At 65.1% G+C, this 14,633-nt stretch carries 13 protein-coding genes; 3 read left to right on the top strand and 10 right to left on the bottom strand.

Features of this window, described 5'->3' with window-relative positions:
* Positions 1-23: 23 nt before the first annotated feature.
* Positions 24-1,232: an MFS transporter gene (locus BV82_RS11895; protein WP_036995989.1), complete on the top strand. Its 1,209-nt coding sequence runs from the start codon at positions 24-26 to the stop codon at positions 1,230-1,232.
* Here BV82_RS11895 and BV82_RS11890 read toward each other — a convergent pair.
* The 7 genes from BV82_RS11890 to BV82_RS11860 all read right to left on the bottom strand — a co-directional run bounded on the left by BV82_RS11890 (position 1,196) and on the right by BV82_RS11860 (position 7,524).
* Positions 1,196-2,161 (bottom strand): Csu type fimbrial protein, encoded by a 966-nt coding sequence (locus tag BV82_RS11890; RefSeq protein ID WP_036995990.1) that lies wholly within the window; start codon positions 2,159-2,161, stop codon positions 1,196-1,198. The two genes, BV82_RS11895 and BV82_RS11890, sit on opposite strands and share 37 nt — an antisense overlap.
* The gene (locus BV82_RS11885) at positions 2,158-4,473 is read right to left on the bottom strand and encodes a fimbria/pilus outer membrane usher protein (protein ID WP_244993547.1); all 2,316 of its coding nucleotides are present in this window, start codon (positions 4,471-4,473) and stop codon (positions 2,158-2,160) included. The genes BV82_RS11890 and BV82_RS11885 overlap by 4 nt, the downstream gene beginning before the upstream one ends.
* A gap of 73 nt (positions 4,474-4,546) precedes the next feature.
* Positions 4,547-5,338 carry a fimbrial biogenesis chaperone gene (locus BV82_RS11880; protein ID WP_036995992.1) on the bottom strand — a complete coding sequence of 264 codons (792 nt, stop codon included), beginning with the start codon at positions 5,336-5,338 and terminating at the stop codon, positions 4,547-4,549.
* Positions 5,339-5,378: 40 nt separating this feature from the next.
* Positions 5,379-5,882: a Csu type fimbrial protein gene (locus BV82_RS11875; RefSeq protein ID WP_051636784.1), complete on the bottom strand. Its 504-nt coding sequence runs from the start codon at positions 5,880-5,882 to the stop codon at positions 5,379-5,381.
* 3 nt (positions 5,883-5,885) lie between these two features.
* A complete protein-coding gene (locus BV82_RS11870; RefSeq protein WP_036995993.1) occupies positions 5,886-6,419 on the bottom strand; it encodes a Csu type fimbrial protein in 534 nt (177 codons plus the stop codon).
* 17 nt (positions 6,420-6,436) lie between these two features.
* Positions 6,437-6,964, bottom strand: coding sequence for a Csu type fimbrial protein (locus BV82_RS11865; protein ID WP_036995994.1), 528 nt, complete (start codon positions 6,962-6,964; stop codon positions 6,437-6,439).
* A 32-nt stretch (positions 6,965-6,996) separates the two neighbouring features.
* Positions 6,997-7,524: a Csu type fimbrial protein gene (locus BV82_RS11860; protein WP_036995995.1), complete on the bottom strand. Its 528-nt coding sequence runs from the start codon at positions 7,522-7,524 to the stop codon at positions 6,997-6,999.
* A gap of 242 nt (positions 7,525-7,766) precedes the next feature.
* On the opposite strand from BV82_RS11860, the gene zapE reads away from it, so the two are divergent.
* The gene (zapE, locus tag BV82_RS11855; RefSeq protein WP_026001230.1) at positions 7,767-8,864 is read left to right on the top strand and encodes a cell division protein ZapE; all 1,098 of its coding nucleotides are present in this window, start codon (positions 7,767-7,769) and stop codon (positions 8,862-8,864) included.
* Positions 8,865-8,982: 118 nt separating this feature from the next.
* Here zapE and BV82_RS11850 read toward each other — a convergent pair whose 3' ends face one another.
* Positions 8,983-10,872, bottom strand: coding sequence for a propionyl-CoA synthetase (locus BV82_RS11850; protein WP_010221819.1), 1,890 nt, complete (start codon positions 10,870-10,872; stop codon positions 8,983-8,985).
* A 141-nt stretch (positions 10,873-11,013) separates the two neighbouring features.
* On the opposite strand from BV82_RS11850, the gene BV82_RS11845 reads away from it, so the two are divergent.
* A complete protein-coding gene (locus tag BV82_RS11845; protein WP_036995996.1) occupies positions 11,014-12,303 on the top strand; it encodes a leucine-rich repeat-containing protein kinase family protein in 1,290 nt (429 codons plus the stop codon).
* Positions 12,304-12,390: 87 nt separating this feature from the next.
* On the opposite strand, the gene BV82_RS11840 is transcribed toward BV82_RS11845, so the two are convergent.
* Both BV82_RS11840 and BV82_RS11835 read right to left on the bottom strand, forming a co-directional pair.
* Positions 12,391-13,098, bottom strand: a complete 708-nt coding sequence (locus tag BV82_RS11840; RefSeq protein ID WP_010221816.1) for a YebC/PmpR family DNA-binding transcriptional regulator — start codon at positions 13,096-13,098, stop codon at positions 12,391-12,393.
* A gap of 228 nt (positions 13,099-13,326) precedes the next feature.
* Positions 13,327-14,610 (bottom strand): Zn-dependent hydrolase, encoded by a 1,284-nt coding sequence (locus BV82_RS11835; RefSeq protein ID WP_010221815.1) that lies wholly within the window; start codon positions 14,608-14,610, stop codon positions 13,327-13,329.
* Between the last annotated feature and the right edge of the window lie 23 nt (positions 14,611-14,633).

The raw sequence follows: 14,633 nt of genomic DNA, 5'->3' as shown, positions 1-14,633 counted from the left end.
TGCAACCAGAAGGATTGAACCCCATGCAGCCCGCACATCGATTGTCGTCCGCCGTCGTCTTGCTGTTTTCCGTGGCCTGCGCTTTGGCGGTGGGCAATGTCTATTACGCGCAACCCTTGCTGGAAGCCATGGCCCGGGAATTTGCCATCGACCCGGGCCTGGTCGGCCTGGTGGTGACCCTGACCCAGGTCGGCTATGGCCTGGGCCTGTTGCTGCTGGTGCCGCTGGGCGATCGTCTCAACCGGCGGCGGCTGATTGTCGGCCAGTCACTGCTGTCGGCCCTGGCCTTGCTGCTGATTGCCTGGGCACCGAGTACCCCCTGGCTGCTGCTCGGCATGGGCTTGAGCGGCTTGCTGGCAGTGGTCACGCAAGTGTTGGTGGCCTATGCCGCCACGCTGTCGGCGGCCAGCGAACGCGGCCAGGTGGTGGGGGTGATCACCAGCGGTATCGTGATCGGCATCCTCCTCGCCCGCACCTTGTCCGGGGCCATGGCCGACCTGGCCGGCTGGCGCTCGATCTACTGGCTGTCGGCGGCCCTGACGCTGGTGATCGCCGCGTTGCTCTGGCGCGTGCTGCCGCGCCAGGAACCGGCGCAGGCGCCCACCCGCTACAGCGAACTGATCCGCTCATTGGCGCTGCTGTTGCGCGATGAGCCGCTGCTGCGCCGACGCTCGCTGCTGGCCCTGCTCAGCTTCGCCTCGGCGATGGTCTTGTGGACGCCACTGGTGCTGCCCTTGAGCGCCCCGCCACTGTCGTTATCGACCAGTGAAGTCGGCCTGTTCGGCCTGGCTGGAGCAGCCGGCGCACTGGCCGCGGCACGGGCCGGAGCGTTGGTGGATCGGGGCCTGGGCCAATGGGTCAGTGGCGGCTCGTTGCTGTTGATGCTGGCGTCCTGGGCGGCCATCGCCCTGACCGGCTACTCATTGTGGGCGCTGCTGCTTGGCGTGGTGCTGTTCGACCTGGGCCTGCAGGCCGTGCACGTCGCCAGCCAGAGCCTGATCTACCGCTTGCCCGAAGCCACCCACAGCCGCCTGACTGCCGCCTACATGCTGTTCTATTCAGTGGGCAGTGCCTTCGGCGCGCTGACCTCGACCCTGGTCTACGCCTGGGGCGGCTGGCTGTGGGTGTGTGCCTACGGCGCCCTGCTCAACGCCCTGGCCCTGGGTTACTGGTGGCTGACTGAAGGGGCGCGGGCTCAAAACTGCACGTCGAGTATCACGTTGTCCAGGTAGGTACCGGCTGGGGGTGTGCTCTGGTCGGTGTAGACCTTGGCGTTGTAGTTGAACACCTGGCTGCCGGTACCGGTGCCCGCGCCGGGATTGATGTCGGCATCGGTGCTGGCCCGACGGGCAGTGGTAACGCTGCCCCAGCGCACGCTGCCGGCGCTCTTGAAGATGTCATAGGCGAGGTAATTGTTGGCCGCCGATTTCATCCGCCGCCGCCCGGCGGAAACGTTCTGGCCGTCGTCCAGGCCCACGCTGTAGTTGCTGCCCTTGGTGCAGGAGACGTTGACGTTGCTGTTGACCGTGCTGAAGCCGCCGACCACCGGCGCACTGCCGAAGCTGATATTGGGGCTGGTGATCTGGCAGTCATTGGTCACGGTCAGGCTCACGGTCAGGTTGGTGGTGCCGGTGAGGTTTTGCCGGCCCAGGCAGATACTGCCCACGCCCAGGCCCCAGCAGTAACTGATGTCCCAGTACACCGAGAAGGTTTCCTGATAGAAACCGGCGGCGACGTTGCTGCCGGTCAGGCTCTTGAGGTAGATCGGCACCGCCTTGGGTGTGGTGCCGTTGAGCAGGCCGAGGGCATCGATGATGCCGTTGCGGGCAAAATCGTAGGGCAGGCTGCGGGCGATCGGGAAGTTGCTGGTATTGTTGGCGTACAGGGTATAGGTGATCACATCGCCGGAGGGCCCGAGCAAGCCGGTACTGCCTGCGGGCGGGGTGAAGGTGGCATAGAAATGATCGTCGCTGGCCAGCAGGCTCGCCAGGGAACCTGTGCATTGCAGCCCGGCATTGAGGGTCGAAGCCGACTGTACGGTGGTGCGCACCAGGGTCGAGCTGACGCTGCCAAAGCTTGCCGGCGCGGTATCGACCACCGAGCACAGCGCCTGCACCTGCTGGCTGAGCAATAACGCCAGCAGCGCGAGCAGGCGCTTCATTGGCACACCAGCGGGCCGATCAGCGGCACCTGGTCCTGCTCGGGCGCCAGCGTGAACTGCACCCGGCAACTGCCGCCATTGGCAATCTGCACCTGCAGGCTGTTGTCCGCAGCCAGCCCCTCCAGATACACCAGCCCGTCCCAACCGACCACCGCCAGCGCCCCGCTCTGCTCGTGGCGCACCTGGCTGCCCAAGGGCAGTTCCTGGTGGTGGCCATCGACCAGAACGATGCTCGCCGCCACCACCCGTTGCAGGGGGAACTCCAGCAGGTAGCCGCTGCCACGACGCACGGCCACGCGCTGCTCGACCTCAGGGGTCTGGACATTGGCCGGCAGCTCCATGGGGTCGATCTCGTACTTGGCCCGGTAGTAGGCGCTGCTCCAGGGCACCAGCAGGTGGCCGTTGCGGTCGGTGCGACCGACCAGCTGGTTCTCGTAACGCACCGGTACGTCGGCAAAGCCTTCGGTACTGACCACCACAAAGGCATCGTCGATGCGGTTGGCGGCGAACACCCCGGCGTCCATCCACACCAGCGACCCGCTGGCATCGGCCCAGCGGGTCATGCTGGCGCTGCTGCCATAGGCGCCGGCCTGCAGTTGCACGGACTGCAGACGCCAGGTGACGTCGGCCTGGCGATAGGCTTCGCGGTCGCCATCGGCGTAACCGAGGTTGAAACCGACCCCGCCTTCGCTGGGCACCGCGCGGCTGTAGTTGACCCGTTGCTGGCGCTCGCCGTCCTTGTTGCGCTCGACGCTGAAGCTCAGGGTGCCACGCAGGTCGAACGGGACCACCAGTTGCGCCTGCAGCGCCCACTGGCTGTCACCGATTTCACGGTTGGCCGACAGGTACAGGCTGCTATTGCCCCACAATGGCTTGCTCCAGCTGAGGTTGAGCAAGCGGGTCCGCGAGTTGTCGCCGGCACGTACATCAAAGTAGCCGGCACCGAGGCTACCGTACCGCTCCAGGTTAAGGCTCAAGGTCACCTGCTCGCTGCGCTGGCTCAGGCGCGTGTAGGGGCTGTCGACCAGCGACAGGTCGGCGTAGTCGCCCCGCCGTTGCAGGCGCTGGTAGTTAAAGCCCAGGCGCTGGCTGTTGTACTGGTAGCCGAAGCTCAGCTGCTCGCCGCTGCGGCTGTCGAAACGGCTTTGGCTCAGGGCCGTGTTGACCACGCCCCAGTTGCCCACCTGCCAGTTGCCGCCCAGCCCGCCGAGGGCCAGGGACTCGGCCGCCTCGGCGTGGCTTTCGAGGGTGAAGCTGTCGCTCAGGCCATAGCGCAGGCTGGCGGCGGCAACCCCCGGGCCGTAGGCAAAGTCGCGAATCGCGTAATCCCGGCGCAGGCTACCGGCAGCGACCGAGAAATCCGCCAGGCCCTTCTGCAACAAGCTGCTGGTGACATAGAACGGCAAGGTGGTCGATACCTGGCGGCCCAGGGCATCGGTGGTCACCACCACGGCCTCACCGGCGCCATTGATGAACGGCACATTGGTCAGGGTGTAAGGGCCCGGTTGCAGCTCGGCGCTGGAGCTCTTGTAGCCGTTGATGAACAGGTCCACCGAGGACGGCACCGCCGCTTCACCGGCAAAGGCCGGCAACGGGTAGGTGACCAGGTCCGGGCGTACGGCAAAATCACGCGACAGTTGCAGGCCGCCCAGGCGCACCGAGCCGGTCCAGGGCAAGGCGCCACTGATCACGTCGCCGAGCTCCAGGGTCAGCAGGCGCGCTTCGTCGGTATAGCGCCAAGTGGTGTCGTAGCGGCGAAAACCTTCCTGGCTGGCGGCGTAATCGTTGCCACCCAGGGACTGGCGCCACTGGCCGGTGGTCGACAGCGTGCCCCAGCTGTCGAACAGGCGCAGCTCGTTCCAGGCCGCGAGATAGCGACCACCGTCGTCGGTGTCGTTGAGGTACAGGTCATAGTTGAGCAATGCACCGAAGCTGCTGCGCGCTTCGCTGGCCGGGTACAACTGGCGGCTGCCGATGCGCTGGGTCGGCAGCCAGTTGGCCGGCACCTGCAAGAGCAGGCGCTGGCCCTGGCTGTCGTAGTCGGTATGCAGCCCGGGGATGCTGTCCAGGGCCACTTCGGCGCCGTACTCGCCAGGCAGTTCGATACCGGCCGCGTGCAAATCGGCCGTGGCCATGTACAGGCGCCCGGCGCGCTGCTGCACCGCTACCAGCTCAGGGCTGCTCATCTGGTTGACCAGCAGTTCCAGGAACAACGGCGCATCGGCAACCGCTTCGAGGCTGGCCGGGGGCGGCGGCAGGTCGCCGGCCAGCAGCGAGCCACAAACCAGCACGGTCAGGCCACAGGCCTGCAGCGCCGAAAAGAGCCTCACACACCGTATCCGACCATTACCGGGTCCTCCCTGGCCCCTTGCTGCTAGCAGTGGCTCATTGGCCCTGACTCAAGGTTTGCGCCGGCTCCTGGCCATTGACCCGGCCCTTGAGCACCGAGGCGGCGCTCATCGTCTGCGGCGCCGGCCAGCGCATGACCGCGCCGGGCAGCACATAGCCGAGCAGGCCCTCGACCAGCGGCCGGCTCTGGCCGCCCTGCTGCAGCACCACATCGGTCAGGCGTGCGTGCACCGGCCCGCTGTTGCGGATTTCCACATAGGGCTTGCCCTGCACCGACACCTGGCGCCAGCTCAGCGCCGGCTTGCCCACCCCGCTGTCGCCGCGCGGGCCGCTGGCGTCCGGCTTGCCCCACAGTCCCTCGCCATAGACAAACAGCGGCACCGAGTAACGCATCTGAAAGCGGATCGCGGCCTGGGCCTTGTCGGCGCTGGCCACCGCCGGCAAGGCCGGGGGAATTTCATCGATGATGATGCGGTAGGCCTGCTCCTGGCCGACCGGCGAGTTGCCGGTGCGGGTCAGGCGGATCAACTGCTTTTGCCCGGGGGCGATATTGGCCACCGGCGGGCTGCCGATGATCTCGCGCTGGGCCTGGTACTGATCGTCGAACTCGCCCTGGCGCCAGGCGAACACCCGGACCTGCAGGTTGGCCGGTGCGTCGCCGCGGTTTTCCAACCACAGCGCCCCGGCTTTCTGATTGGCCTCCAGCACTGGATCGATCGGCCAGATCAGTACCGAAGTGGCGGCCTGCAACGGTGCACTGCCCAACAGGGCAACCGCGCAAGCCAAGAGGTTGTAACCCAAGCGCGAACTGCCAGCGCCTACTCCCATGCACACACTCCTTATTATCCAAGTCATTCAGCGGCGCGGCTCAAAAGGTCAGCACCACCTGCACCACATCGGTATAGCTGCCGGCCGGCAGAGTGCCGGTCAACTGGGCCCGGGCGTAAACCGGCAAGCTGATGGCCGCAGGGTCGCTGTAGCTCACCGCCACGCTCTGGTTGATGCCCAGGCTCTGGCTGAAGCCGGCATCGCGAAACAGTTGATAGGCCACCAGCGAGGTACCGCTGCTGCGTTTGAGGTTGCGCGTGCCACTGGCGCTGTTTAATCCGGCATCGACGCTCATGCTCAGGCTTACCCCCGGCGTGCATTGCAGGGTCACCGTCGTTCCGCCCAGGGCGGTGCTCACGCTGCTGGTCGACAGCGCCGAATAACTGCCGAAATCCAGGCTGCCGTAGTTGCTCACCGCGCCCACCACCAGGCAACCGGAGGCCACCGTGGCACTGACCTGAAAGGTGCTGGTGGTGACCGCCGCCAACGGCAACGGCAGGCTGCCGGCGACCAGGGCCAGCAGCGCCGGCAAGACGCGGTGCACGACTCAGAAACTCAACTCGACCGCCACCGTGTCGGTGTACACCCCGGCCGGCAGGCCCGCCTTGCCTTTGGCCAGGCCATAAAGGTTGACCGTCTGCGCCGCACCGGTACTGGTCGGCAGCGTGATGGTGTCGTCGATAGCCAGCAGTTGGCTATGCCCTGAATCGGTGTAGAAGTCATAGGGCACGTAGTTGCCGACGCCGTCGTAAAGCGCCCGGCTACCGCCGGCTGACTGGCTGTCATGAGCACCGGCGCGCACCTTGATCACCGGCACCGTACCGCTGGAGCAGAGAATGCTCATGGCGCCACCGCCACCGCCGAGCACTTGCCCGGGGGCATTCGTGAACAGCGCTTCCTGGGTGCCGAAGTTCAGCGTACCGAAGTTAAGGCCGCTGGCACCGCCGCCACCGTTGACCTGGCAACTGGCGATCAGCGTCAGGGTGGCGGTGATGTTGCCGGTTACTGTGGCCGCCTGGGCCTGAGCAGCGAGCGCCAGGCCTATGCCTGCGAAAATCAAGCGAGAGAGGTTCAGATGCATGAGTCACTCCTTGCATGCTACCAATCCAGGGTCACCATCAGGGTGTCACGGTAAATGCCGGCCGGCAGCGCCTTGGGATGGGCGACTACTGCACCATAGATCGGAATCGGAATCTGTGCGGCGCTGCTGACCGAAAAATTGCGGGTCTGGCCGATGGCGTAACGGGCCCGGCCTGAAGGGTCGGCGGACAGCTCATAGGGAATCAGCTCGCGGCCGTTGCTCAGCCTTCGCGTGGCACCATCGCCGTTGGTACCGCCGTTGATGCTCACGGTGAAAGCCCGTACCTGTGGGTTACAGCGCACGTGCAGGCTGCCGTCACCGGTGCTGTTTTCGATGCCGGAGTGCAACGGGCTGGTCCAGCTCGGGGCCTGGCGGCCAAAGTCCAGTACACCGCCACCCGGGGTTTGCAGGGCGCCGGGGCCAGCGCTGATCTGGCAGGCGCTGCTGATCACCAGCTGGGCCTGGATATGCCCGCTCATGGCCGCAAAGGCATCATGGCTGATCAACAGCAGTGGGCCAACACTCAACAGCAATACCCGTTTCATCCTGCCAGTTCCTTTAGCAAGCGCCGCCCCGGCTACCAGGTGACGGTGACTTTGAGCAGATCCGAATAACGCCCCACCACCGGTACGTAGGCCAAGCGGTCGATACGCGCATACAACGGCAGCGCCACCGAGCCCGAGTCGGGCACCCGGGCGTGCTGGACGACATTGACCGGCAGCGGCATGCGCCAGGCCGGGTCCTGATACAAACGGTAGGGGATGGGTCGGGCTGTCGGCTGGTTGCTGGCCAGGTAACGCACCTCGCCGACGCCACCGTGCTGACCGCCATCGACCTGTACCTGATAGGCGGTGTCGGGGTTGCATTCCAGGCGTGGTGCACGCACGGCGACCAGCTGGCTGCTGAGCGGGCCGGCCGGGTCGTCCAGCCGCGCGGTGCGGCCGAAGTCGAGCACGCCCAGGGCCTGGGCGCCGGCATCACGGGGCTGGTGAATGAGTACACAGCCGCGCTGCACCTGCACTTTGACTTCAACCATGAAATCGACGGCGCCTGCCGTGCTGGCTAAGAGCAACGCGAGCAGCGTTGTCAAAGAGCGTCCCTTCACCGTGTCATCCTTCAATGCAGGATTTATCTGACCTTGAGGGTAGCAGTGAAGGAAAAACCTGCCAGTTCGCAAGGAAATGTATAAGCCGCGTACAAGATTTCTCTGTAGGAGCGGGCTTGCCCCGCGATAAACATCGCCACCTATCCTCCGTCGAGATCACTGGCCGCCTTCAGTCATATTGGTTAAATTGGCCGCCCTCGCTCAAGCTGGCCCTTGAGTCCCATCGCCCCGAGGAGCCCGGTTTGCCTGCCCTGCCCCCTTCCTGGATACGTTCGCCCTTGCGCGCCTTGCGCCGCTTGAGCACGCCCGCGGCTGATGACCGCGCCCTGGCGGAGACCGTTCGTCAGCATTTTCGCACCCAGGCCACAGCCTGCGGCTACACCCTGAGCGCCGGCCAACTGCGCGTCATCGAACATATGGCCGCCCAGGCGGCACAACTTGAAACTGGCCAGGCGCGCAGCCTGTACCTGTATGGCGCGGTCGGGCGCGGCAAGAGCTGGCTGCTCGACGGTTTCTTCCAGGCCCTGCCCCAGGCCCACAAGCGCCGCCTGCACTTTCATGACTTCTTCGCCCGCCTGCATCAGGGCATGTTTGACCATCGCCATCAGGACGATGCCCTGGCCTGCACCCTGGATGAACTGCTCGAAGACTGCCAGGTGCTGTGTTTCGACGAGTTCCATGTGCACGACATTGGCGATGCCATGCTCATCACCCGGCTGTTTCAGGCCTTGTTCGCGCGGCGGATATTTTTGCTGGTGACCTCCAACCACGCACCGCAAGGCCTGCTGCCCAACCCGCTCTATCACCAACGTTTCGAGCCGGTGATCGGCCTGATCAACCGCCGTATGCACGTGCTTGAAGTGGGCGGCGAGCAGGACTTTCGTCGCCTGCCCAGCGCTGCTGGCCAGCAGCGTTTTACCCAGGGTCATTACCTGTGGCCGGGCAGCCGCGAACAGCGCCAGGCCTTGCAGTTGCCTGAGCCGGGTGACGCGCCGGTTTTGCTGGAGGTAGGCAAGCGCACGCTGCGCGCACACCTGAGCGAGCAGCGCACGGTGGGGTTTGATTTTGTCGAACTCTGCGAACAGCCCACGGCGGTGATCGACTACCTGGAACTGGCCCGGCATTTTGATCACTGGATCATCGAGCGCTTGCCAAACCTTGAAGACTGCTCGATCGCCGCCCAGCAGCGCTTCGTCAACCTGGTGGATGTGCTGTACGACCAGGACAAGCACCTGGTGCTGATCGGTAGCCGACCGCTGGCCGACAGCCTCGGCGGCAGCGCCAGCGACCTGGCCCGCACCCGTAGTCGGTTGGGGCAGTTGCGCCAGGCTGGCTGCTGAGACCTGAACTACGAGCGCTTCGCGCTCGATCGCCGGCAATGCCGGCTCCCACAGGATTGGCAGTGTTCTCAAGGTTGGTGCAAGACCTGTGGGAGCTGGCTTGCCAGCGATGAGGCCACTACCCCACCCGCGCCAAGCTCGCCAACACCGCCTCGATCTCCACCAGCACCGCCGGATCATCCAGGGTCGAGGGCGGTGTATACGGCTGCTGATCGGCGATCTTGCGCAGCACCGCGCGCAAGATCTTGCCCGAGCGAGTCTTGGGCAGGCGCTTGACCACCCGTACCTGGTTGAAGCACGCCAGGGCGCCAATCTGCTCGCGCACGCTGGCCACCAGTTCGCTCTGCATCTGCGCCTGCGGGATGTCCTGGCCGTCCTTGAGCACCACCAGCGCCAGCGGCACCTGGCCCTTGATCTCGTCGTGCACGCCGATCACCGCACACTCGGCCACGGCCGGGTGGCGGGCGACCAGGTCTTCCATCTCGCCGGTGGACAGGCGATGGCCGGAGACGTTGATGACGTCGTCGGTGCGCCCCATGATGTAGACGAAACCGTCTTCATCCAGGTAACCGCCGTCGCCGGTGTGGTAATAGCCAGGGTAGGTCTTCAGGTAGGCATCCAGGTAACGCTGGTGATCGCCCCATAAGGTCTGGCTGCAACCGGGCGGCAACGGCAAGGCAATGACGATCGAGCCTTGCTGGTTGGCGCCCAGCAGGTGGCCATCCTCGTCGAGCACCCGCACGTGATAACCCGGCACCGCACGGTTGCTTGAGCCCGGCCGCGCCGCACTGCCTTCAAGGCCCACGCAGGGCGCGGTCACCGGCCAGCCGGTCTCGGTCTGCCACCAGTGATCGTGCACGGTCTTGCCGCTGGTTGCCTCCAGCCATTGATGGGTACTGGAATCGAGCTTCTCACCGGCCAGGAACAACTGCCGCAGGGAGCTCAGGTCATAGCGGCGCAGCAGTTCGCCGTCAGGGTCTTCCTTGCGGATCGCGCGCATGGCGGTGGGCGCGCAGAACAGGCCGTTGACCCGGTACTGCTCGACCACCCGCCAATAGGCACCGGCGTCCGGCGTGCGGATCGGCTTGCCTTCGTAGAACACCGTGGTACAGCCGTTCATCAACGGCCCGTAGACGATCAGCGAATGGCCGACTACCCAGCCAACATCGGAAATCCCCCACCACACGTCCCCCGCCTGCATGCCATAGATGTGGCGCATGGCAAAGCTCAGGGCCACGGCGTTGCCGCCGTTTTCCCGGACAATCCCCTTGGGTTTGCCGGTGGTGCCGGAGGTGTACATGATGTACAGCGGGTCGGCGGCGGCCAGCTCCACCGGCGCCACCGGGCTGGCCGTGGCCACGGCTTCGAGCCAGTCCAGGTCGCGGCCCTCGACCAGTGCTGCCGTGGCTTGCGGACGTTGCAGCACCAGCACCTGACGCGGCTGGTGCTTGGCCAGTTGCAAGGCACGATCCACCAGCGGCTTGTACTCGATGACCCGGTCGAACTCCAGCCCGCACGAGGCGGTCAGCAGCAGCTTGGGGCGGGCATCGTCGATGCGCAGGGCCAGCTCGTTGGCGGCAAAGCCGCCGAATACCACCGAATGCACCGCGCCGATACGCGCGCAGGCGAGCATGGCCATGGCCGCCTGCGGCACCATGGGCATGTAGATGATCACCCCATCACCCTTCTCTACCCCAAGCGCACGCAACAGCCCGGCCAGGCGCGCCACCTCGTCGCGCAGCTGGTTGTAGCTGAACTGCTGCTGGCTGCCGGTCACCGGCGAGTCGTAGATCAGCGCAGTCTGCTCGCCACGGCCTTGCTCGATCTGATGATCAAGGGCCAGGTAGCAGCTGTTGAGCCGGCCGTCGGCAAACCACTGGTGGGTGCCGTCGGCGTTTTCAACAAGGGTGTGCAGGGGCTTGCGGTACCAGGCCAGGTGGTCAGCCTGTTCGGCCCAGAAGCTGGCTGGATCGGCGATGGAGCGGGCGTAGCTGTGCTGATAAGTCATCGAATGAAAACCCTGAACTTGTTGTTATTAATAAAGGGCGAGCTTCGAGTATGGACCGCAGCGGCCAGTCTGCCATGGGACTAAAGTCGCATCTTGCCGGTATGATGGGCGCCGTTTATTTTTGAGCCTGCCACGCCCCCCATGCATACCCTTGAAGACCTCAAAGCCGGCCGTCTGGCGGGCATTACCCGCCTCGACCTGGCCTGCGGGCTGGAACAGTTCCCGCGGGAAATTTTCGACCTGGCCGACAGCCTGCAGGTGCTCAACCTGACCGGTAACCGCCTCAGCGACTTGCCCGAGGACCTGGGCCGCCTGGGCAAGCTCAAGGTGCTGTTCTGCTCGCAAAACCGCTTTCGCCACCTGCCCGAAAGCATCGGCCAGTGCCAGACGCTGGAGATGGTCGGGTTCAAGAGCAACCAGATCGAGCAGGTCAGCGGCGCCGCTCTGCCCCCGCGTTTGCGGGCGCTGGTGCTTACCGATAACCGTATCGAACGCTTGCCCGAGGCATTGGGCGATTGCCCGGACCTGCAAAAGCTGATGCTGGCCGGTAACCGCCTGCGAGCGCTGCCAGCCAGCCTGGCGCGCTGCAGCCAGCTGGAACTGCTGCGCCTGTCCGCCAACCAGTTGCCAGCCCTGCCCGAATGGCTGCTGCAGATGCCGCGCCTGGCCTGGCTGGCCTATGCCGGCAACCCCATGGCGGCGGGTTACTGCACGCCGCAAGACCCTGGCCATTGCAACATCATTGACTGGCAGCAGATCACCCTTGAACAGGTCGTGGGCCAGGGCGCTTCCGGTGTCATCCATCAAGCCCGCTGGCAACACCAAGAAGCGCCGGTGGCGGTCAAGGTGTACAAGGGCGAGATGACCAGCGACGGCTTGCCGCTCAACGAGATGAGCGCCTGCATAGCTGCTGGCGACCACCCGCAACTGGTACGCCTGGCCGGACGCATCGACAACCACCCCCAGCACCTGCCGGCGCTGGTGATGCAGCTGATCGAGCCGAGCTGGTTCAACCTCGCCGGGCCGCCAAGCCTGGATTCCTGCACACGGGATACATACCCGCCACGGCGCTTGAGCCTGGCTTGCGTGCGGCGCCTGGCCGGCGCCATTGCTGGCGTGGGCGCGCACCTGCATGGGCACGGGATTACCCATGGCGATCTGTATGCGCACAATGTGCTGTGCGATGAGGAAGGCGATTGCTTGCTGGGGGATTTCGGCGCGGCGTCGTTTCATCCGCTTGATAGCAGTGTGGCAGCCGCCGCGTTGCAGCGGATCGAGGTGTTGGCGTTTGGAGTGTTGTTAGGGGAGTTGCTGAGGTGTTGCGAGGGGGATTGCGAGGCGTTGAAGGCACTGCAGCGGGATTGTGTGCAGCCTGAGGTGATGCGCCGGCCAAGCTTCGACGAGGTCTGTCAGCAGCTTCGCGGCGTCTGAATCGCTGGCAAGCCAGCTCCCACAGGTCCGGTGCATGCTGTACCTGTGGGAGCTGGCTTGCCAGCGATAGGGCCCTGAAGGCTTACATCAACCCGCCAGACCTACATAAACGTTCTGCACGTCATCGTTATCGTCAATCGCCTGCAGGAAGGCTTCAACCTCGGCCATCTGTTCGTCGTTCAAACTGCTGACCGGGTTTTTCGGGGTGTAGCCGATTTTCGCCGAAACCACAGTGAAACCCTGACCCGGCAGGGCTTTTTGCACGGCATCCAGATCGGTGGTGTCGGTGATGAACAGGGTCGCGCCCTCTTCTTCGCCTTCGGCAAAATCCTGGGCACCGGCTTCGATGGCGGCCATTTCCGGGTCAGCGTCAGGGCTGTTCGGCGTGGCCTCGATCAGGCCGACGTGGTTGAAGTCCCAGGCCACCGAGCCAGAGGCGCCCAACTGGCCCTTGCGGAACAGCACGCGGATCTGCGCCACGGTGCGGTTGACGTTGTCGGTCAGGCACTCGACGATCAGCGGCACCTGATGCGGGGCAAAGCCTTCATAGGTCACAGCGGTGTACTGCACCGCATCGCCATCCAGGCCGGCACCCTTGCGGATCGCGCGCTCCAGGGTCTCGCGGGTCATCGAGGCCTTTTTGGCTTGCTCGATGGCCAGGCGCAGGCGCGGGTTCATGTCCGGGTCGGCGCCGGATTTAGCGGCGATCTGGATCTCTTTGGACAGCTTGCCCATGATCTTGCCTTTGGCGTTGGCTGCTTCTTCTCTATGCTTGGCTTTCCACTGTGCGCCCATCTCGACTCTCTTGATTCAGGTGCCGGTTCAGGTAGCGACCGGCCAAAGTGGGGAGCAGTTTATACGCTCTGCAAGCCATCGACAAAAAAACCCGTCAGCCCTTGTCTGCCTTGCATGCGGCGGATGGCTGGCTCTGAACCGCGGCGCGGCCATCGCTGGCAAGCCAGCTCCCACAGTGGATCCTGCTTTCCCTGTGGGAGCTGGCTTGCCAGCGATGGGGCCTTGAGCTCAAGCCGCTTCCCTGCCCCGCGCCAGCGCCTGGGCCGCCGCCAGCATCGAGCGCAACAGTACCGCGCAACCATCGGCCAGGTCTTCAGGCGCGGCATTCTCGATCTCGTTATGGCTGATCCCGCCCTCGCACGGTACAAAGATCATCCCCGCCGGCCCCAGTTCAGCGACAAAGATCGCGTCATGCCCGGCGCCACTGACGATATCCATGTGCGACAGCCCCAGGCCCCTGGCCGCGCTGCGCACCGCCTCCACGCAACCCTCGTCGAAATACAGCGGCGGGAAATCCGCCGTCGGCGTCAGGCTGTGGGTCAGCCCATGCTGCTGACAGGTGCTGCTGATCACACCCTTGACCTGGGCAATCATCGAATCCAGCCGCGCCGGCTCCAGGTGACGGAAATCCAGGGTCATGCGCACCTCGCCAGGGATCACGTTGCGCGAGCCCGGATAGGCCTGCAGGCAACCGACCGTGCCGCAGGCGTGGGGCTGGTGCTCCAGGGCCACGCGGTTGACCGCCGCCACCACCGCGCTGGCGCCGACCAGGGCATCCTTGCGCAGGTGCATCGGCGTGGGCCCGGCGTGGGCCTCGACGCCGCGCAGGGTCAGGTCGAACCACTTCTGCCCGAGGGCCCCCAGCACCACGCCGATGGTCTTGTGCTGGTCTTCCAGGATCGGCCCCTGCTCGATATGCGCCTCGAAGTAAGCGCCCACCGGATGCCCGCTGACCGGCCGTGGCCCGGCATAGCCAATGGCGTTGAGCGCCTCGCCAACGCTGATGCCTTCTGCATCGGTCTTGGCCAGGGTTTCGGCCAGGGTGAATTTCTCGGCAAACACCCCCGAACCCATCATGCACGGAGCAAAGCGCGAGCCCTCCTCGTTGGTCCACACCACCACCTCCAGCGGCGCTTCGGTTTCAACCTTGAGGTCATTGAGAGTGCGCAGCACTTCAAGCCCGGCCAGCACGCCAAAGCAGCCGTCGAACTTGCCACCTGTCGGCTGAGTGTCGATATGACTACCGGTCATCACGGGCGGCAGTTGCGGGTTGCGTCCCGGGCGGCGGGCGAAGATGTTGCCAACGCCGTCAATGGTGACGGTACAACCGGCCTCCTCGGTCCATTTGACGAACAGGTCGCGGGCCTGGCGATCAAGGTCGGTCAGGGCCAGGCGGCAAACCCCGCCCTTGACCGTGGCGCCAAGCCGGGCCAGGTCCATCAGCGACTGCCACAAACGTTCGCCGTTGATATGCCGTTGGGTCGATTGCAGAACATCCTGAGCGGTTTGCATGTGCTTCTCCTGCATCACGTGCC

The organism is Pseudomonas donghuensis (assembly GCF_000696345.2).
GTDB classification, from domain to species: domain Bacteria; phylum Pseudomonadota; class Gammaproteobacteria; order Pseudomonadales; family Pseudomonadaceae; genus Aquipseudomonas; species Aquipseudomonas donghuensis.
Note: the sequence above shows the minus strand (reverse complement) of the source record. Positions and strands in the feature narration are given on the sequence as shown.

What these genes read in the sequence shown, in the direction of transcription:
- BV82_RS11895 (WP_036995989.1), top strand. Translation starts at nt 24, where the DNA reads ATGCAGCCCGCACATCGATTGTCGTCCGCCGTCGTCTTGCTGTTTTCC.
- BV82_RS11890 (WP_036995990.1), bottom strand. Translation starts at nt 2,161, where the DNA reads ATGAAGCGCCTGCTCGCGCTGCTGGCGTTATTGCTCAGCCAGCAGGTG.
- BV82_RS11880 (WP_036995992.1), bottom strand. Translation starts at nt 5,338, where the DNA reads ATGGGAGTAGGCGCTGGCAGTTCGCGCTTGGGTTACAACCTCTTGGCT.
- BV82_RS11870 (WP_036995993.1), bottom strand. Translation starts at nt 6,419, where the DNA reads ATGCATCTGAACCTCTCTCGCTTGATTTTCGCAGGCATAGGCCTGGCG.
- BV82_RS11865 (WP_036995994.1), bottom strand. Translation starts at nt 6,964, where the DNA reads ATGAAACGGGTATTGCTGTTGAGTGTTGGCCCACTGCTGTTGATCAGC.
- BV82_RS11850 (WP_010221819.1), bottom strand. Translation starts at nt 10,872, where the DNA reads ATGACTTATCAGCACAGCTACGCCCGCTCCATCGCCGATCCAGCCAGC.
- BV82_RS11845 (WP_036995996.1), top strand. Translation starts at nt 11,014, where the DNA reads ATGCATACCCTTGAAGACCTCAAAGCCGGCCGTCTGGCGGGCATTACC.
- BV82_RS11840 (WP_010221816.1), bottom strand. Translation starts at nt 13,098, where the DNA reads ATGGGCGCACAGTGGAAAGCCAAGCATAGAGAAGAAGCAGCCAACGCC.
- BV82_RS11835 (WP_010221815.1), bottom strand. Translation starts at nt 14,610, where the DNA reads ATGCAAACCGCTCAGGATGTTCTGCAATCGACCCAACGGCATATCAAC.